The organism is Pseudomonas putida (assembly GCF_002741075.1).
GTDB lineage: Bacteria > Pseudomonadota > Gammaproteobacteria > Pseudomonadales > Pseudomonadaceae > Aquipseudomonas > Aquipseudomonas putida_T.
In genome coordinates, this window is the sequence record NZ_CP016634.1 from 3,449,279 (window position 1) to 3,467,540 (window position 18,262).

Consider the following 18,262-nt stretch of genomic DNA (forward strand, 5'->3'; position numbering starts at 1 on the left):
CCGCGTTCATGGCTTGGGCTCCGCACTGGTCGCGGCCTGGCCGCTTTCCTTCAGGGCCTTGGTAACCTCTGGCGGCATGTATTTCTCATCGTGTTTGGCCAGGACCTCGTCGGCCACCACCACGCCGTCGGCGTTGAGTTTGCCCAGGGCGACGATGCCCTGCCCCTCACGGAACAGATCGGGCAGGATGCCGCGATAGGTGATCGGCACCGACTTGTTGAAGTCAGTGACCACGAAGCGCACATCCAGCGAATCGGAGGAGCGCTGCACCGAGCCTTTCTCGACCATGCCGCCGGCGCGGATGCGCGTGTCCAGCGGCGCCTCGCCATTGGCGATCTGGGTCGGGGTATAGAACAGGTTGATGTTCTGCTGCAGGGCGCTCAGCGCAAAGCCCACGGCGATGGCGACACCGACCAGCAGGCCCAGGATGAGGAACAGGCGTTTCTTGCGCTGAGGATTCACTGGTTGTTCTCCCGGCGCAGACGACGCGCCTCTTCTTGCAGGTAGCGGCGCCGGGCTATCAGCGGTGCGGCGACATTGAGCGCCAGCACCGCCAGGCAGATGCCGTAAGCCGACCAGACGTACAGGCCATGGTGCCCCATGGCCAGAAAATCATTGAAAGAAGCGAAGCTCATCGCGCGGCCCTCCGACCCAGGCTGTTCAACACTTCCTCCCTGACCCAACTGGCGCGCGCCTCGCGTTTGAGCACTTCAAGGCGCATGCGCAGCAACAGTACCGCGCCGAAGAAACAGTAGAAACCCAATACCGTGAGCAGCAGCGGCAACCACATTTGCGAAGGCATTGCCGGCTTCTCGGTCAGGGTGAAGGTGGCGCCCTGGTGAAGGGTATTCCACCACTCCACCGAGTACTTGATGATCGGGATGTTCACCACGCCGACGATCGCCAGGACCGCGCAGGCCTTGGCCGCGCTGTCGCGATTGCTGATCGCCTGGCCCAGGGCGATGATGCCGAAGTACAGGAACAGCAGGATGAGCATGGACGTCAGTCGGGCGTCCCAGACCCACCAACTGCCCCAGGTCGGCTTGCCCCAGATCGCCCCGGTGACCAGCGCCACGGCGGTCATCCAGGCACCGATGGGCGCCGCGCACTGCACGGCCACATCCGCCAGTTTCATCTTCCACACCAACCCCACCACGCCAGCCACCGCCAGCAGCACATAGCAGGACTGGGCCAGCATCGCGGCCGGGACGTGGATGTAGATGATCCGGAAGCTGTTGCCCTGCTGGTAATCCTGCGGAGCGAAGGCCAGGCCCCAGGTGATGCCGACCAACAGCAGGAGAATGGCGCACCCGCTCAGCCAGGGCAGCATGCGGCCACTGATGGCATAGAACCATTTGGGGGAACCCAGCTTGTGGAACCACGTCCAGCTTATCTTCATCAAGGTACATCCACGGTATTTGCCGGGCTTGGGAGCCCGGGACTCGTTATTCGCCGACGCTGATCTTCAGGCCGGCCGCTATCGCAAAAGGTGCCAGTGTCACCGCCAGGGCCGTCAGGCTGGCCAGCCAGAGCAGGTGTCCGGTCGCCGGCATATTCTGCAACGCCGCCTGCAAGGCGCCACTGCCCAGGATCAATACCGGGATATACAGCGGCAGGATCAGCAGCGCCAATAGCAGGCCGCCCCGCTTGAGGCCGACGGTCAACGCCGCGCCCACCGCGCCCAGCAGGCTCAGCACCGGGGTTCCCAGCAGCAGTGAGCCCAGCAACACCGGCAGGCAAGCGGCCGGCAACCCCAGCATCAAGGCAAGCAATGGCGCCAACAATACCAGTGCCAAGCCGGAAAAGATCCAGTGTGCCAGCACCTTGGCCAACACCAGCATTGACAGCGGATGCGGCGACAGCACCCACTGCTCCAGCGATCCATCCTCGAAGTCGCTGCGAAACAGGCCGTCCAGCGACAGCAATACGGCCAGCAATGCCGCGACCCAGACCAAGCCGGGCGACAAGGTTTGCAACAATTGTGTCTCAGGACCGACCGCCAATGGGAACAAGGCGACGACTATCGCGAAGAACACCAACGGGTTGGCCAGCTCCGCCGGGCGGCGGCACAACAGACGCGCTTCGCGGCGCAGCAACAGGATGAATACGCTCATGCCGCCCACTGCCCCAGGTTCAGTTCTCGATAACCCGATGGCTTGCGCTCGAGGTTGTGATGAGTGGTCAACACCACGGTGCCGCCCTGCTCGCAATGGGCCGCCAGGTGGGCCTCCAGTTGGGCAACGCCTTGCTTGTCCAGAGCCGTGAAGGGTTCGTCGAGGATCCACAGCGGGGGGCAGTCCAGATACAGGCGCGCCAAAGCCACGCGGCGCTGCTGGCCGGCCGACAGGGTATGGCAGGGCACATCCTCGAACCCACGTAGGCCCACGGCCTCCAACGCCTGCCAAATGGCCTCGACAGTGGCGGGCTGATGCAAGGCGCACAGCCAGGCGAGGTTCTCTTCAGCGGTGAGCAGGTCCTTGATGCCGGCGGCGTGACCAATCCATAGCAGGATGCTGGCCAGGGCATGACGCTGCTCGACCAACGGTTGGCCATTGAGCAGGATCTGACCCGCGGTGGGCTGCATCAGACCCGCCAGCAAACGCAACAGGCTTGTCTTGCCACTGCCGTTTGGGCCACTGATCTGCAGCATGTCACCGGGCCGCAACTGGAAATCCAGATGCTCGAAGAGCAATCGCCAGTCGCGCTCGCAGGCCAGGCCCGCGGCTTGGAGATGAAGGGTCACGGTTTCGCCTTTTCAATGTTGGGTTCAGCGCTGCGCAGCCGTAGACCGCGCGAACCCTCGCTGAACCCCAGTGTCTCAAGTCGCCCCGGTCACTGCCGTTATAGTGGCAGTGGTGGACGGCGGGCATTATTACATGCGACGTCTCGCTGCCAAGAGGGCGGGTCCGACAGGTTGTATACAATCATGACTGAAATCAATAGTCTCAGCGCACAAACCGCGTTAAGCCTCCAAGCGGGCAAGGCGGCGGTTACCGGCGAGCTGCTGCGCCTGTTGCAGCCGCAGCCGGGCCTGATGGCACCGGGCGAGGCCGCCCGGGCTGAGGTATTGTCCCTGCGCCAGGTGGGACTGGACTTTCAACTGCTGCTACGCCTGACCTTGGCCAACGGCAACCAGACCCAACTGCAGGCCAGCGCCAGCCAGCCCCTGCCCCCGGGCAGCCAGGTGACCGTCACCCAGACCGACAGCAACCGTCTGGGCATCCTGGTGCAACAGGCCAACGCCAACAACATCGCGACCCTCACCCAGCTCGACACCGCGAAGGTTCCCGTCGGGACCCTGCTGCAAGGTAAAGTCCTGACCAGCCAGTTGTTGCCGCAGAATCCCGGCGAGGTTGCCAGCTTCCGCTCACTGGTCAGTCTGCTCAACAGCGCCCAGGCCGGTGCCACCCTGACCATCGACAGCCCCCGCCCACTGGCGGTGGGCAGCCTGCTCAGCGCGCTGGTGCAGGGCGACCAGTCGTTGCGTTTCGTGCCTTTGAGCGGCCGTCAGGACCAACTGGCGATTGCCCAACAGCTCGCGACCCAGCAAAGCCGCCAGGCGTCGTTGTCTGGCCTGCTCAATGCCGTTCAGCAAATCGCCAACAACCCCGACGCCAATGCCGAGCTCAAGGCCAGCGCCGAGCGCCTGCTGGCCAGCCTGCCGGATGCCCGCCAGCTCGGCGATGCCAAGGCCCTCGCCCAGGCCCTGAACAACAGCGGCGCGTTCCTCGAGGCCAAGCTGCTTGGCGGCGCGGCGACAGGCCTTGCGCCAGACCTCAAGGCACAGGTGATCCGCTTGGTGGCCCAAGCGTTTCCCGACCTGCCTGCCAGCGCGCTGCAAAGCCCGGCAACGGCTGGCGCGCTTGCCCAGGCATTCCCGGCCTTGGCCCGTAGCGCCTTGGGCATGCTCGACCGAAACTGCCCCAGACCCCAACCCGGGGGCTTTCCCCTACCTTCACGCCTGCTACAGAGCCTGGAAGCCGAAGGCGATCTGCAGCAGTTACTGCGCCTGGCCGCCGCCGCCATCTCACGCCTGCAAAGCCACCAGTTGGCCAGCCTGCAGCAGACCGGCGTCACTGAGAACGGCAACCTGCAGACCACCTGGCAGACCGAGATCCCCATCCGCCATGGCCAGGATTTCGTGCCGTTGCAGATCAAGCTGCAACAAGAGGAAACCCCGGAGCAACAGACCGACCCTGGGCGCCACGAGCGCGATCCGCTGGAGTCGCTGTGGCGTATCGAGCTGGCGTTCGACCTCCCTCCCCTTGGCCCGCTGCAGGTCCAGGCTCAACTGAGCCAGGGCCGGTTGTCCGGACAGCTGTGGGCGGAGCATCCACATACCGCGCAACTGATCGACCGTCAGTTGGGCGAGTTGCGCGAGCGCCTGGTGGCCCGCGGCCTGGATGTCGGCGACCTGGAATGCCACCCGGGCACGCCTCCACACGGGCCGCGCACACGGCTGGAACAACGCTGGGTGGACGAAAACGCATGAAAGACAAGCAATCACGCCAGGCCATTGCGCTGAGCTACGACGGCCAGCAGGCCCCGACCCTGAGCGCCAAAGGCGACGATGAGTTGGCCGAGGCCATCCTTGCAATCGCCCGCGAGCATGAAGTGCCAATCTACGAAAACGCCGAGCTGGTACGCCTGCTGGCGCGACTGGAACTGGGCGAGCAGATCCCCGAGGCGCTGTACCTGACCATCGCCGAAATCATCGCCTTCGCCTGGCAACTGAGGGGCAAAGTCCCTGTGGGCTTTTATGACGAACCATCCGCCGAGCGCGACATCACCCCGATGCTCCTGCGCCTGCCGGCCTCACCCGATATAACTAAGTAGCGCTGGTACGCCCGCGAGGCAGGGCATCGTGGCCCACTCCTCCATGCATTGGGTAACCCACGATGAATCCGCTATCTGTAAACGACGCGGGCGTAAAATACGTTCGCGACCACCTGAGCCACTTTCCTCGTCCTGATCGCGCCGCCGCGGAGGCGATCCGCCAATGGGCGCGAGGCCGCGGGCTGTCCCTGGACCCGGACCGCTGCGACGTGGTGGTCCTGCACCACCAGTGGAGGCCAGGGACAGGCCGTGTCGCCGTCGTCGCGCAGAAAATGACACTGACCCAGGCCGTCCTGTCGAACTGGCAGGGTGAATCGGCCAATGACGTGATCGGGAGCGCCCTGGGTGCGCCTTGGGCCGGCGCCTTCCCCGACACCGACCGCCTCACGCTGGTCGAGCAGCTGGATGCCGACAAGCGCCATGGCATCTACAACGGGCTGTTCCAGCAGACCACACCGCAAAAGTACACCCAGTCCACCCACATCCAGCTGCCTGCCGAGGACTTCCAGCACTTCATCGAGCACCTGGATTTCCATGCCGCCTACCGGACGATGCTGGATGATTACTGGGCCTCGCACCAGCACAGCCACCGCCTGTCGACGAAGATCGCGTTCATCGCCGCCTGCAACAAACAGGTGGCCGAAGGCAGTCTGTCCGATGCCGCGCGTCGACTCGTATGGCGCACCGCCGGGCTGGAGCATGCCTCCCCAATGCCACGGACACGGATGCTGAATGTCTATGGCTACGTATCGACCGACCTGCCCTACCTTCAGGACACCTCCAGCGGCCTGACGGTGCTGTACATCCCAGGCAACAGCTCGCCACTGCGAGAATTCGCCAACGAAGGCCTGATGCAGGACTGGTTTGCCGAACAGTGCCGAGACGCAGCCAAGCGCCTGGCACTCAGGCAGTTCTTCACCCTTGCAGATACCCCCGACGGCCTCGGCTACAGCGGCCTGGACACCGCGCTAGCAGGCCTTGGCGTCTATCCCGAGCTCCACAGGCTAGACCCTGATCGCCCTGGTTTTACCCGCAGCGGCCATTGGCCTGCTCGTGAATACATCAACTATCGGGCAGACCATTACAGCCCGGTACTGCAAGGAGACCTGTTCGCTGCCCTGACCGAATGCCAACGGCAACGCAGCTATGACGATGCCGATTTCATCATCACCAGTAACGACGAAGTGAACAAAAGCCGCTGGCGAGAATACCTGGCGTCGGCCATGAACCTGCTACTGCCCCTGACGTTCGTCTTTCCAAGCCTTGCGCCTCTGCTCGCAGCCGGCGGCATCGCCCAGTTCGGCCTTGGCCTGGACCAACTGCTCAATGCCCGCACCCAGAAGCAGAAGGCCCAAGGCACCGCAGATGTGGTCTACGGCCTGTTCAATGCCCTGCCCCTGGCGACCCGCACCCTCGCCAAGGGCGCAGCCATGTTTCGCGCATTGAGTGATGATTTCATCGCGCCAGACGTTATCAACGGACGATGGGGCTACCCCCTGAGCCCGGTCAGCCCGCCACATCTGCCCGCGCCGGACGTCGCCCCTTACTTCCATGCCCCAGAGCCCATTGCTCCGTTGGCCGACGGTGACCAGGCGATCAGTGCCTTGGTCACCCGTACCCCCAGGTACAACGGCGACTTCGACCAGTTGAGCGCGCGCATCGACGGCGTCAGGACGGATATGGCCTACAACTTGGAGCGCGACGTTTTCACCAGGCTGGAACATAACGACATCACCCCTACCGGCTATGTCGCACGCGTCGGCAGCCAAGACCTGGTGCCGGTCGCAAGGGGGCGGGAAGCTACCGACAGCATGCGCACGGCCAGCCTGCGAGCCCTGGGCGTCGACCTGCCACTGCCGGTAGACCTGCCGGCTAACCCAGGCGCGGATGCCGCTCCCATTCCCAAGCAGGTCTCCTGCCTCTGGGTCGGCGACAAGGTCATCGATTCCAGGCTGATGGCCAACCTTGCCAGCAATGCCAAGCGCCTACGCGACAGCCAGTACACCCTGCGCCTGTACCTGTCGAATGCGACCCCTGCCGTGTATGCCGAAAACCAGACACTGCTCGCCCAATATGCACCAGACCTAAGCGTGCTTCCCCTGGAGGAGCAAGCGTTCTTCCGCTCGTTTCGCCAGGGCAGTTACTACGCCCAGTACCAGGCCGCCCTGGACGGCAACGGCGGCGTTGCGCGCAACTACGCGTCGGCGTGCGACGTGTTGCGCTACCCGATGCTGTATCAGGAGGGCGGGTTGTACATGGATGTGGACGACTACCTGCTGGCACCGGGCGAGTACCCCCGCGTGATCAACGGCAAACCGGCAGGCAACCCGGGCGAAGCGATCGACACGCTGGCGCTCGTCACCACTGGCGACGGCCTGCTGCTCGCCCCGCCCATGGCCAACGAAAAGATGAGCATGTACTGCCTGTACAACTCCAGCCTCATCGGCAGCCACCCCGGCAACCCGACCTTGCTGGCGATCTCCGAGGAGATGCGTGCGCGATACCTGGCAGAGCCGGACTTCTATGACTACAGGCCCACCCTGGCCGAAGACCCCGCTGGCTTCTACCGTTATGCCGCGCGCCTGAGCCACATGACCGGACCGGCGCTGCTCACCGATGTGGTCGATCAGCGGCTCGCGCCCCTGAAGACCCTGCGACAGGTCATGAACCTCTATGGCATGCCGATCGATGTAGGGCCTTTCATCGACATGGGGGCCTACCGCAACGCGATACGCCAATGGCTGCCACTGAACCGCACGGCCAGAGTCGGCGGGTTCCATTCCTGGGCCAGGGACTGACAGCCTCTCCAGGAAGCAAAAAAGCCCGCGCCAGGCGCGGGCTCTTCAGGGTGAGGGTATTTCACTCGCCGCGATGCAGCTTGCTCATCAGCTCCGCCTCGGCCTGGGTCAGGCCACAGGTGCGGGTCAGCTCATCGATGCTGGCCCCCATGCCCACCAGCTTGGCCGCCTGGGTGAACGTCACGCTGTTGGGGTCGCGCTGTTCCAGTTGCTGGAGCTTTTCCGGCAATGGCGCGAGCACTGCGCGCAACTCATGGATCGCCTCGCCCATGCGCACAGTACCGTTCTGGTAGTCATCCAGGCGCTTGGCCAAGTCCTTGATGCGCTGGTCACGCAGTGCATCACCCTGGGCCTGCTGGGCCGCCAGCTCTCGCTGGCGCTTGCTGTAGTTGAGGAAGAACCACAGGCTCAGCGCCCAGAGCAGCGCCAGGAAAACGACAGCAGCCTCGAAAATCAACTCAGATGTTCTCCAGCTCGGACCACTCTTCCTCGGTCATCATCTTGTCCAGCTCGACCAGGATCAGCAGCTCGCCGTTCTTGTTGCACACACCCTGGATGAACTTGGCCGACTCTTCGTTGCCGACATTCGGCGCGGTCTCGATCTCGGACTGACGCAGGTAGACCACTTCAGCCACGCTGTCGACCAGAATACCGACCACTTGCTTGTCCGCTTCGATGATGACGATGCGGGTGTTGTCGGTGACTTCGGTCGGCATCAGGCCGAAACGCTGACGGGTGTCGATCACCGTGACCACGTTGCCGCGCAGGTTGATGATGCCCAGCACGTAGCTCGGCGCACCCGGCACTGGCGCGATCTCGGTATAGCGCAGGACTTCCTGCACCTGCATGACGTTGATGCCATAGGACTCGTTGTCCAGGCGGAAGGTTACCCACTGCAGGATCGGATCTTCGGAACCTTGTGCAGACGACTTTTTCATTCCCCTACCCCTCAAAATCCGCCATTGGCGGTGTGCTCGCTTTGGCCACGGCAGTTGTGGCTTTCAGTCATTGGTGTTTGGCATGCATCTGCTTGACGGCGCCGCTGGCGATCAGCTCGGCCAGTTCGGCGACATCGAGCAAGGCGCACATGTGTTCGATCACCGTGCCGGCCAGCCAGGGGCGCTGGCCACGCTGGCTGCGCCACTTGATCTCGGCCGGGTCCAGGCGCAGAGAGCGGCTGACCTGATGCACAGCCAGCCCCCACTCATAGCCCTGAACGGAAATAACGTACTGCAGGCCCTGGCGGAAGTCGTCGCGGTAGCGGTCGGGCATGACCCAGCGCGCGGTATCCAGAACCTTGAGATTGCCCGCCTGGCAAGTGAGGATGCCCAGGAACCAGTCCGGCTGGCCGAACAGCGGCGTCAGCTCCTGACCCGCCAGACTGTAGATCGAGCCCAGGCAGACCAACGGCACCGCCAGGGTCAGGCCCGCGACATCGAACAGCAGGCACTCGAAAGGCTCCGCCGCCCAAGCCGGGCGACCGTCCACCGTCGCCGGTGGCACCGGCGGGTTGGCGGCCGGCAGGTACACATCTACCAAGGGCGCTACCGGCTCGATCGCCTGGGCCTCGGCCATGGGCGTTTCGGGCTCGACCACGACGGCCACAGGCTCCGGCACCACCTCGACCGGTTTCAGGACCGTTGGCAACACCGCAACAACAACGCTCGGCTCGGCGAAGGGCCGTGCCGCAACCGGTGTCGCAGTGGCCTGACGCTCGGCGTCCCTGGCCTGCTCCTCACGCACTGCGGCGGCGAACTCATCGACGATCGCCTCTTCGACCGGTGCTCGCGGCGCATCGAGTTCCTCGGTGGCCTCCTGCAACAGGCCATCGAGGTAGGACTGCAAAGCCATCTGCGGCTTGGTGGTGGTCTGCCGTGCTGGGTTCATCAGGCCACCTGCAATGCGGGTTTGTAGGTCAACAAATGCTTGAGCAACGCCCGGTAGGCGATCAGCCCCCGGCTCTTGCCATCGAACTGCGAAGGTGTGACCCCTGCTCGGCTGGCATCGCGCAGGCGCGTGTCGACCGGGATGTAGCCTTGCCAGACCTGCTCGCCATAGCTGTCCCGCAAGACCTTGAGCGTGCCCAGGGACGCCTGGGTGCGCCGGTCGAACAAGGTCGGCACGATCTGGTAGGGCAGCGCCTGGCGCCGCGAGCGGTTGACCATGGCCAGGGTACCGACCATGCGCTCCAGGCCTTTGACCGCCAGGAACTCGGTCTGCACCGGGATCACCAACTGCTGGCTCGCGGCCAGGGCGTTGACCATCAGCACACCCAACAGCGGCGGGCTGTCGATCAGGGCGAAGTCGAAATCCTGCCACAGCTGCGCCAGACTCTTGGCGATCACCAGCCCCAAGCCGCTCTGTCCCGGCGACTGGCGCTCGAGCACGGCCAATGCGGTGCTCGAAGGCAGCAGCGAGATACGCTCGTCGCTGGTGGGCAGCAACAATTGCCCCGGCAGGCCTTCAGGCACCGTGCCTTTGTGCAGGAACAGGTCGTAGCAGCTGTGCTCCAAGGCATCAGGGTTGTGCCCGAAGTAGCTGGTCATCGAGCCGTGTGGGTCGAGGTCCACCACGACCACGCGTTTTCCCGCTTCGGCCAGCAACCCGGCCAAGGCGATGGTGGTGGTGGTCTTGCCGACGCCACCTTTTTGATTGGCTACTGCCCAGACTCTCATCGTGCGTTGCTTCCCCCCGCAATGGCCGCCTGCCCTGCCGGGAACGGTGTGGATTCAGTGACGGACAATTGACGGGCTCAGCCCCCAACTGCCGGTGCAGGCGTTGTCGGTGCAGTTTGTGTGCCAGCCCGTCGCAAGGCCGCGTCTGGCGTGGCATTGGCACTGCCCGATCCGGTCAGGCTGCGGCGTACTTCCAGGTTGCGGGAAATCACCAGCACCACCCGACGGTTGCGAGCCCTGCCCTCGGCCGTCGCGTTGCTGGCCACCGGTTGGTACTCGCCATAGCCCACAGAGGCCATACGCGCCGGGTTAACGCCGTTCATCGCCAGCAGGCGGACGATGCTCGCCGCCCGGGCCGATGACAGCTCCCAGTTGGTCGGGTACTGGGCAGTACGGATCGGCAAGTTGTCGGTGAACCCTTCGACATGCACCGGGTTAGCGTAAGGCTTGAGGATGTTGGCCACCTTCTCGATGATCGAGAACGCCGTGTCGCTGGGCATGGCATCGCCACTGCCGAACAGCAGCGAGGAGTTGAGTTCGATCTCGATCCACAGTTCATTGCCGCGCACGGTCATCTGGTCGGACTTGATCAGGTCGCCAAAGGCGTCGCGCACATCATCGCTGATCGTCTTCAGCGGGTCGGCATTGCTCTGGGCCAGGCCCGCGTCGGTCTGCTCGCTGTCTTTGATCAGCGGCTCGGCGGGCCTGACGCTGAGCGGGTGCTCATCGCCGATAGGGATGGGTTTCATGCTGCGCTCGGGGTCATTGAACACGCCGAGCAGGGCCTGGGAGATGACCTTGTACTTGCCCTCGTTGATCGAAGAAATCGAATACATGACCACGAAGAAGGCGAACAGCAAGGTGATGAAGTCGGCGTACGACACCAGCCAGCGTTCGTGGTTCTCGTGTTCCTCGGTGTGACGACGGCGGGCCATGGCTTACTCCATGAAGCCTTGCAGCTTCAGCTCGATCGAGCGTGGGTTCTCCCCTTCAGCGATCGACAGCAGGCCTTCGAGCAGCATCTCGCGGTAGCGCGACTGGCGCAGCGCGATGGCCTTGAGCTTGTTGGCGATCGGCAGCAGGATCAGGTTGGCGCTGGCCACGCCGTAGATGGTGGCAACGAAGGCCACGGCGATGCCATTGCCCAACTGCGACGGGTCGGCCAGGTTGCCCATCACATGGATCAAGCCCATGACCGCGCCGATGATGCCGATGGTCGGCGCGTAGCCGCCCATGCTCTCGAACACCTTGGCAGCCTGGATATCGCGGCTCTCCTGGGTCAGGAAGTCGACCTCGAGGATACTGCGGATCGACTCGGGCTCCGCGCCGTCCACCAGCAGTTGCAGGCCCTTGCGCGCATAGGGATCGGGCTCGGCATCCGCCACCCCTTCAAGGCCCAGCAGGCCTTCCTTGCGCGCGGTCAGGCTCCAGTTGACGACCCGGTCGATACCGCCCGGCAGATCAACGCGCGGCGGGAAGAAGATCCAACGCAGGATCTGCAGCGCCCGCTTGAAGGCCGACAGCGGCGACTGCAGCAGCGCCGCCGCCAGGGTACCGCCCAGCACGATCAAGGCAGCCGGGCCGTTGAGCAAGGCACCGACATGGCCGCCTTCCAGGAAGTTGCCGCCGACGATGGCGACGAACGCGAGGATCAGGCCAATCAGGCTCAGGACATCCATCAGACGCAGGCCTCGACCAGGTGCTTGCCGATCTCGTCCAGGCTGTACACCGCGTCGGCCAGGTTGGCCTTGACGATGGCCATCGGCATGCCATAGATCACGCAGCTGGCTTCATCCTGGGCCCAGACGGTGCTGCCGCCTTGCTTGAGCAGGCGAGCACCTTCGCGACCGTCTGCGCCCATACCGGTGAGGACCACCGACAGCACCTTGTCGCCGTAGGACTTGGCCGCTGAACCGAAGGTGATGTCCACGCAGGGCTTGTAGTTCAAGCGCTCATCGCCCGGCAGTATCTTCACCGCGCCACGGCCGTCGATCATCATCTGCTTGCCACCAGGGGCCAGCAGGGCCAGGCCCGGGCGCAGCATGTCGCCATCCTCGGCTTCCTTGACACTGATCTTGCACAGCTTGTCCAGGCGCTCGGCAAAGGCCTTGGTGAACGCTGCAGGCATGTGCTGGATCAGCACGATCGGCGCCGGGAAGCTGGCCGGCAGCTGTGTCAACACGCGCTGCAGTGCCACCGGGCCGCCGGTGGACGTGCCGATGGCCACCAGCTTGTAGGGCTTGCGCTTGGGGGCGGGGGAATGGCTACCAGCCGCGGGACGGCTCACTGGCGCGGCAGGAGCCGCGGCCCGTGCCGGCGCAGGGCTTGCGAAGCTGCTGGTCGGCGCAGGCGCCGGGCTTGCAGTGGCATAACCGCCGAATCGGCGATTGCTGCGCGAGATGGTGTGGACCTTCTCGCACAGCAACTGCCGCACTTTGTCCGGATTGCGCGAGATGTCCTCGAAGTTCTTCGGCAGGTAGTCCACCGCGCCGGCATCGAGGGCATCGAGAGTGACCCGGGCGCCCTCATGGGTCAGCGAGGAGAACATCAGCACCGGCGTCGGGCAGCGCTGCATGATGTGCCGCACCGCCGTGATGCCATCCATCATGGGCATTTCGTAGTCCATGGTGATGACATCCGGCTTGAGCGCGATTGCCTGGTCGATCGCTTCCTTGCCATTGGTCGCGGTACCCACGACCTGGATAGTCGGGTCGGCCGAGAGAATTTCCGAGACGCGGCGGCGGAAGAAACCGGAATCATCCACCACCAGGACCTTGACTGCCATAAACACTCCATTAGGCGGCGCAACCGCCAAGGTGCGCCACCGAAATCAAATTCGCCGGGCGGCGTAACGCTTGAGCATGCTCGGCACGTCGAGGATCAACGCAATACGACCGTCGCCGGTGATGGTCGCGCCAGACATGCCCGGGGTGCCCTGGAGCATCTTGCCCAGCGGCTTGATCACCACCTCTTCCTGGCCCACCAGCTGATCGACCACGAAGCCAATACGCTGGGTGCCGACCGAAAGGATCACCACATGCCCTTCGCGCTGCTCCTCGTGCACCTGGTCCTGGACCAGCCAACGCTTGAGGTAGAACAGCGGCAGCGCCTTGTCACGCACGATCACCACTTCCTGGCCATCGACCACGTTGGTACGCGACAGGTCCAGGTGGAAGATCTCGTTGACGTTGACCAGCGGGAAGGCGAACGCCTGGTTGCCCAGCATCACCATCAGGGTCGGCATGATCGCCAGGGTCAACGGCACCTTGATGACGATCTTCGAACCCTGACCCTTGGCCGAGAAGATGTTGATCGAGCCGTTGAGCTGAGAAATCTTGGTCTTGACCACGTCCATGCCCACACCGCGGCCAGACACGTCGGAGATCTCGGTCTTGGTGGAGAAGCCCGGGGCGAAGATCAGGTTGTAGCAATCGGACTCGCTCAAGCGGTCGGCGGCATCCTTGTCCATCAGGCCCTTTTCGACGGCCTTGGCACGCAAGATATTGGGGTCCATGCCCTTGCCGTCGTCGGAGATCGACAGCAGGATGTGGTCGCCCTCCTGCTCGGCCGACAGCACCACGCGGCCGGTGCGTGCCTTGCCGGTGCCTTCGCGCTCGTCAGGCATCTCGATGCCGTGGTCGACGGCGTTGCGCACCAAGTGCACCAGCGGGTCGGCCAGGGCCTCGACCAGGTTCTTGTCCAGGTCGGTTTCCTCACCGACCAGCTCCAGGTTGATTTCTTTCTTGAGCTGGCGGGCCAGGTCGCGAACCAGGCGCGGGAAGCGGCCGAAGACTTTCTTGATCGGCTGCATGCGGGTCTTCATGACCGCGGTCTGCAGGTCGGCGGTGACCACGTCGAGGTTGGACACGGCCTTGGACATGGCCTCGTCGCCGCTGTTCAGGCCCAGGCGTACCAGGCGGTTACGCACCAGCACCAGTTCGCCGACCATGTTCATGATCTCGTCCAGGCGCGCGGTATCGACCCGCACGGTGGTTTCCGCTTCACTGGCCGTCGGTTTTTCGCCAGCTGGAGCCGCTGCGCGCGCGGGCGCGGCCGGCTTGGCCGCCGCAGGCTTGGCCACCGGTGCCGGTTCAGGCTTGGCCACAGGCTTGCTGTCGGCCTTGGCCACAGCAGAAGCGGTGGCAGCCACGGCCTCAGGCGCGGCTACGGCCGCGTCACTGGAGAACTTGCCTTTGCCGTGCAGTTGGTCCAGCAAGGCTTCGAACTCGTGCTCGGTGATGTCCCCGCCATTGGCGCCCGCCTCGACCGGCGCAGGCGCTTGCGCCGTGGTGCCGGGCAGTGCATCGGCGGCGAAGGTGCCCTTGCCGTGCAACTGGTCGAGCAACGCTTCGAACTCATCGTCGGTGATCTCATCGCTGGCCGGTGCCGCGACGCTGTCAGCCGGCAGCGCAGCAGACGCCTGGCCAGAGAACTGCCCTTTGCCGTGCAACTGATCGAGCAGCGACTCGAACTCGGCATCGGTGATCTCGTCGCTGTCGCTGCCCGCGACCTCGCCCTGCACCTGTTCGGCGGCCTCGGCCTGGGCCTTCACCGCATCGAGCGAATCGAGCAGTTGTTCGAACTCGCTGTCGGTGATGTCGGGCTCCACAACAGGCTCGGCTTCGACAACGGCCGGCGTTGGCGCGGCAGGCGCTGGGGCTTCGGCACCGGCCGGCTCGGCCAGACGCGACAGCGCAGCCAGCAGCTCGGGCGTGGCCGGGGTGATGTCGCTGCGCTCGCGGACCTGGCCAAACATGCTGTTGACCGTATCCAGTGCCTCAAGCACCACATCCATCAATTCCGCGTCGACCCGGCGCTCACCTTTGCGCAGGATGTCGAACACGTTCTCGGCGATATGGCAGCACTCCACCAGCTCATTGAGCTGAAGGAAACCGGCGCCCCCTTTTACAGTGTGAAAACCGCGGAAGATCGCATTGAGCAGGTCCGCATCTTCAGGTCGGCTTTCTAGCTCGACCAGTTGCTCGGACAGTTGCTCGAGGATTTCGCCGGCCTCTACCAGGAAATCCTGGAGGATTTCTTCATCGGCGCCGAAGCTCATTGAACGTGCTCCCTAAAAACCCAGGCTGGACAGCAAATCGTCGACGTCGTCCTGACCGGACACGACATCTTCACGCTTATCGGCATGAATCTGCGGACCTTCACCCCGAGTCGGATGTTTTTCTTGATCTTTTTCAGCACGCAGCTGCTGGTGGTCATGTTCGATACCGGCAAAACGGTCGACCTGGCTGGCCATCAGCACGAGCTTGAGCAAATTGCTTTCGACTTCGGTGACCAGCGCGGTCACCCGTTTGATCACCTGGCCGGTGAGGTCTTGGTAGTCCTGGGCCAGGAGGATGTCGTTGAGATGGCCGGCGACCTTGCGGTTCCCTTCGGCGCTTTGCGTCAGGAAACTGTCGACACGCTTGACCAGGTCACGAAACTCCGGCGCTGCCACTTCGCGGCGCATGAAGCGCTGCCAGTCGGCGCTCAGGTTCTGGGCCTCGGCTTGCAGGTCGTTGAGCAGCGGCGTGCTCGCCTCCACCAGGTCCATGGTGCGGTTGGCCGCGCCTTCGGTCAGCTTGACCACATAGGACAAGCGCTCGGTGGCGTCGGTGATCTGCGACACTTCCTCGGCCTGCGGCATACGCGGGTCGATCTGGAAGCTGACGATCGCACTGTGCAGCTCGCGGGTGAGCTTGCCGACTTCCTGGTACAGGCCACGGTCACGGGTCTGGTTCAGCTGATGGATCAGCTGCACCGCCTCGCCGAACCGGCCGTGCTCGAGGCTCTCGACCAGTTCCTGGGCGTGTTTCTTCAGGGTCGACTCGAACTCCCCCAACGATGTGTTCATTTGCTCCATGGCGCCCCCTGACGTGACTCAGCCGTTGACGCGTTCGAAGATCTTCTCGATCTTCTCCTTGAGCACCTGGGCGGTGAAAGGCTTGACCACATAGCCGTTGACCCCGGCCTGGGCCGCTTCGATGATCTGGTCGCGCTTGGCTTCCGCGGTCACCATCAGCACCGGCATGCCCTTGAGGCGATCATGGGCACGGACCTTGCGCAGCAGGTCGATGCCAGACATGCCAGGCATGTTCCAGTCGGTCACGAGGAAGTCGTAGTGGCCGTTTTCCAGCATCGGCAACGCCGTGGTGCCGTCATCGGCCTCCTCGGTGTTGGTGAAGCCCAGGTCACGCAACAGGTTCTTGATGATCCGCCGCATCGTCGAAAAGTCGTCAACGATGAGGATTTTCATGTCTTTGTTCAATTAGACCTCCAAGCAGTCTTAAACGCGTCCGGCCCCCGGACGCGCATTCAATCAATTCGGTACAACATCCAACGACGGTGGCGAACCTGGCTCAACGTGCCCGCCATTCCCCGAGACGGCTGCGCAGGCGCGCGGCGCACTGGCTGTGCAACTGGCTGACACGAGACTCGCTGACCCCAAGCACCTCACCGATTTCCTTGAGGTTCAGCTCCTCGTCGTAGTACAGCGCCAGCACCAGACGCTCACGCTCCGGCAGGTTGGCGATGGCCTCGGTCAACGCAGCCTGGAAGCGCTCGTCTTCCAGATCCCGCGAGGGTTCCAGCTGGCCACTGGCGCCATCCTCATGCAGCCCTTCGTGCTCGCCGTCCTGCAGGAGGTCGTCGAAGCTGAACAGGCGACTGCCCAGGGTGTCGTTCAGAATCCCGTAATAATCATCGAGACTCAATTGGAGTTCGGCAGCAACTTCATGATCTTTAGCGTCGCGACCGGTTCTGGCCTCCACGGCGCGTATCGCGTCGCTGACCATACGGGTATTGCGGTGTACCGAACGCGGTGCCCAATCCCCCTTGCGCACCTCGTCGAGCATGGCCCCGCGAATGCGGATGCCGGCATAGGTTTCGAAGCTCGCGCCCTTGCTGGCGTCGTATTTGTTGGCCACTTCCAGCAGGCCGATCATGCCCGCCTGGATCAGGTCCTCGACCTGCACGTTGGCCGGCAGGCGCGCCAGCAGGTGGTAGGCAATGCGCTTGACCAACGGGGCATAACGTTCGACCAGTTCGTACTGGGCATCGCGCGCCGCCCGGCTGTACATCTTGAAACCGCTCGCATTCATAGTACCGGTCCTGCGCTGGTAGGCTGCACCAGACGCTCGACGAAAAACTCCAGGTGCCCGCGCGGGTTGGCGGGCAGCGGCCAGCTGTCGACCTTCTGCGCGATAGCCTTGAACGCCAGCGCACACTTGGATCGAGGGAAGGCTTCATAGACTGCCCGCTGCTTTTGCACCGCCTTGCGCACACATTCGTCGTAAGGCACGGCACCGACGTATTGTAGGGCGACGTCCAGGAAGCGATCCGTGACCTTGGTCAACTTGGCAAACAGGTTGCGTCCTTCCTGCGGGCTCTGCGCCATGTTGGCCAGGACCCGGAAACGGTTCATGCCGTAGTCGCGGTTGAGCAGCTTGATCAAGGCGTAGGCGTCGGTGATCGAGGTCGGCTCGTCGCAGACCACCAGCAGCACCTCCTGCGCGGCGCGCACGAAGCTCACCACCGAGTCCCCGATCCCCGCAGCGGTATCGATCACCAGCACATCGAGGTTGTCACCGATCTCACTGAAGGCCTGGATCAGCCCGGCATGCTGGGCTGGCGCCAGGTGCACCATGTTCTGGGTGCCGGAGGCCGCTGGCACGATGCGCACACCGCCCGGCCCCTGCAACAGCACATCGCGCAACTCGCAGCGCCCTTCGATGACATCGGCCAGGGTACGTTTGGGCGAAAGCCCCAGCAGGACGTCGACATTGGCCAGGCCCAGGTCGGCGTCCAGCAACATGACCCGGCGGCCGAGCTCGGCCAGCGCCAGGGACAGGTTCACTGAAACGTTGGTCTTGCCCACGCCACCTTTACCGCCGGTCACGGCGATCACCTGAACGGGATGCATGCTACCCATGTTTGTTCTTTACCTTGTCTCGGGGC

General features: G+C 63.9%; 20 protein-coding genes. 3 read left to right on the forward strand and 17 right to left on the reverse strand.

Translation table 11 applies throughout. The annotated features are described in order from the left end of the window. Window positions 1-6: 6 nt before the first annotated feature. From ccmE to ccmA, 5 genes are read right to left on the reverse strand one after another with little or no spacing between them, the layout of a single operon-like run. On the reverse strand, window positions 7-462 hold the full coding sequence (gene ccmE, locus IEC33019_RS16165) for a cytochrome c maturation protein CcmE (RefSeq protein WP_070092407.1): 456 nt from the start codon (window positions 460-462) through the stop codon (window positions 7-9). Then, window positions 459-635, reverse strand: coding sequence for a heme exporter protein CcmD (gene ccmD / locus IEC33019_RS16170; protein WP_070092408.1), 177 nt, complete (start codon window positions 633-635; stop codon window positions 459-461). The genes ccmE and ccmD overlap by 4 nt, the downstream gene beginning before the upstream one ends. After that, window positions 632-1,399 (reverse strand): heme ABC transporter permease, encoded by a 768-nt coding sequence (locus tag IEC33019_RS16175; RefSeq protein WP_070092409.1) that lies wholly within the window; start codon window positions 1,397-1,399, stop codon window positions 632-634. Before IEC33019_RS16175 ends, ccmD begins: the two co-directional genes overlap by 4 nt. Before the next feature lie 46 nt (window positions 1,400-1,445). Further along, window positions 1,446-2,114 carry a heme exporter protein CcmB gene (gene ccmB / locus IEC33019_RS16180; RefSeq protein WP_070092410.1) on the reverse strand — a complete coding sequence of 223 codons (669 nt, stop codon included), beginning with the start codon at window positions 2,112-2,114 and terminating at the stop codon, window positions 1,446-1,448. After that, window positions 2,111-2,743 (reverse strand): cytochrome c biogenesis heme-transporting ATPase CcmA, encoded by a 633-nt coding sequence (gene ccmA / locus IEC33019_RS16185; RefSeq protein WP_070092411.1) that lies wholly within the window; start codon window positions 2,741-2,743, stop codon window positions 2,111-2,113. The genes ccmB and ccmA overlap by 4 nt, the downstream gene beginning before the upstream one ends. Before the next feature lie 183 nt (window positions 2,744-2,926). Between ccmA and IEC33019_RS16190 the strand changes: the two genes are divergently transcribed. From IEC33019_RS16190 to IEC33019_RS16200, 3 genes are all read left to right on the forward strand, one after another. Next, window positions 2,927-4,492 carry a flagellar hook-length control protein FliK gene (locus IEC33019_RS16190; RefSeq protein ID WP_070092412.1) on the forward strand — a complete coding sequence of 522 codons (1,566 nt, stop codon included), beginning with the start codon at window positions 2,927-2,929 and terminating at the stop codon, window positions 4,490-4,492. Continuing rightward, window positions 4,489-4,836: an EscU/YscU/HrcU family type III secretion system export apparatus switch protein gene (locus tag IEC33019_RS16195; protein WP_070092413.1), complete on the forward strand. Its 348-nt coding sequence runs from the start codon at window positions 4,489-4,491 to the stop codon at window positions 4,834-4,836. Before IEC33019_RS16190 ends, IEC33019_RS16195 begins: the two co-directional genes overlap by 4 nt. A gap of 62 nt (window positions 4,837-4,898) precedes the next feature. Continuing rightward, complete coding sequence (locus IEC33019_RS16200) at window positions 4,899-7,634, forward strand: dermonecrotic toxin domain-containing protein (protein WP_070092414.1); 2,736 nt, start codon at window positions 4,899-4,901, stop codon at window positions 7,632-7,634. A 61-nt stretch (window positions 7,635-7,695) separates the two neighbouring features. Here IEC33019_RS16200 and IEC33019_RS16205 read toward each other — a convergent pair whose 3' ends face one another. From IEC33019_RS16205 to fleN, 12 genes are all read right to left on the reverse strand, one after another. Continuing rightward, entirely contained in the window at window positions 7,696-8,091 is a 396-nt protein-coding gene (locus IEC33019_RS16205; protein ID WP_070092415.1) for a DUF2802 domain-containing protein, read from the reverse strand. Window position 8,092: 1 nt separating this feature from the next. Further along, complete coding sequence (locus IEC33019_RS16210) at window positions 8,093-8,572, reverse strand: chemotaxis protein CheW (RefSeq protein ID WP_003254393.1); 480 nt, start codon at window positions 8,570-8,572, stop codon at window positions 8,093-8,095. 67 nt (window positions 8,573-8,639) lie between these two features. Continuing rightward, a complete protein-coding gene (locus tag IEC33019_RS16215; RefSeq protein ID WP_070092416.1) occupies window positions 8,640-9,521 on the reverse strand; it encodes a CheW domain-containing protein in 882 nt (293 codons plus the stop codon). Continuing rightward, window positions 9,521-10,309, reverse strand: a complete 789-nt coding sequence (locus IEC33019_RS16220; RefSeq protein WP_043212817.1) for a ParA family protein — start codon at window positions 10,307-10,309, stop codon at window positions 9,521-9,523. The genes IEC33019_RS16215 and IEC33019_RS16220 overlap by 1 nt, the downstream gene beginning before the upstream one ends. Window positions 10,310-10,386: 77 nt before the next feature. Continuing rightward, window positions 10,387-11,244, reverse strand: a complete 858-nt coding sequence (gene motD / locus IEC33019_RS16225) for a flagellar motor protein MotD (protein WP_070092417.1) — start codon at window positions 11,242-11,244, stop codon at window positions 10,387-10,389. A gap of 3 nt (window positions 11,245-11,247) precedes the next feature. After that, complete coding sequence (locus IEC33019_RS16230) at window positions 11,248-11,988, reverse strand: flagellar motor protein (protein ID WP_043212813.1); 741 nt, start codon at window positions 11,986-11,988, stop codon at window positions 11,248-11,250. Further along, the gene (locus IEC33019_RS16235; protein WP_070092418.1) at window positions 11,988-13,094 is read right to left on the reverse strand and encodes a protein-glutamate methylesterase/protein-glutamine glutaminase; all 1,107 of its coding nucleotides are present in this window, start codon (window positions 13,092-13,094) and stop codon (window positions 11,988-11,990) included. The genes IEC33019_RS16230 and IEC33019_RS16235 overlap by 1 nt, the downstream gene beginning before the upstream one ends. Window positions 13,095-13,139: 45 nt before the next feature. Continuing rightward, entirely contained in the window at window positions 13,140-15,368 is a 2,229-nt protein-coding gene (locus tag IEC33019_RS16240) for a chemotaxis protein CheA (protein ID WP_070092419.1), read from the reverse strand. 12 nt (window positions 15,369-15,380) lie between these two features. Continuing rightward, window positions 15,381-16,169 (reverse strand): protein phosphatase CheZ, encoded by a 789-nt coding sequence (locus IEC33019_RS16245; protein WP_070092420.1) that lies wholly within the window; start codon window positions 16,167-16,169, stop codon window positions 15,381-15,383. 18 nt (window positions 16,170-16,187) lie between these two features. Then, window positions 16,188-16,562: a chemotaxis response regulator CheY gene (locus IEC33019_RS16250; RefSeq protein ID WP_011534888.1), complete on the reverse strand. Its 375-nt coding sequence runs from the start codon at window positions 16,560-16,562 to the stop codon at window positions 16,188-16,190. 103 nt (window positions 16,563-16,665) lie between these two features. Then, the gene (gene fliA / locus IEC33019_RS16255; RefSeq protein ID WP_043212803.1) at window positions 16,666-17,406 is read right to left on the reverse strand and encodes an RNA polymerase sigma factor FliA; all 741 of its coding nucleotides are present in this window, start codon (window positions 17,404-17,406) and stop codon (window positions 16,666-16,668) included. Beyond that, entirely contained in the window at window positions 17,403-18,236 is an 834-nt protein-coding gene (fleN, locus tag IEC33019_RS16260) for a flagellar synthesis regulator FleN (protein WP_043212801.1), read from the reverse strand. The genes fliA and fleN overlap by 4 nt, the downstream gene beginning before the upstream one ends. Window positions 18,237-18,262 lie beyond the last annotated feature (26 nt).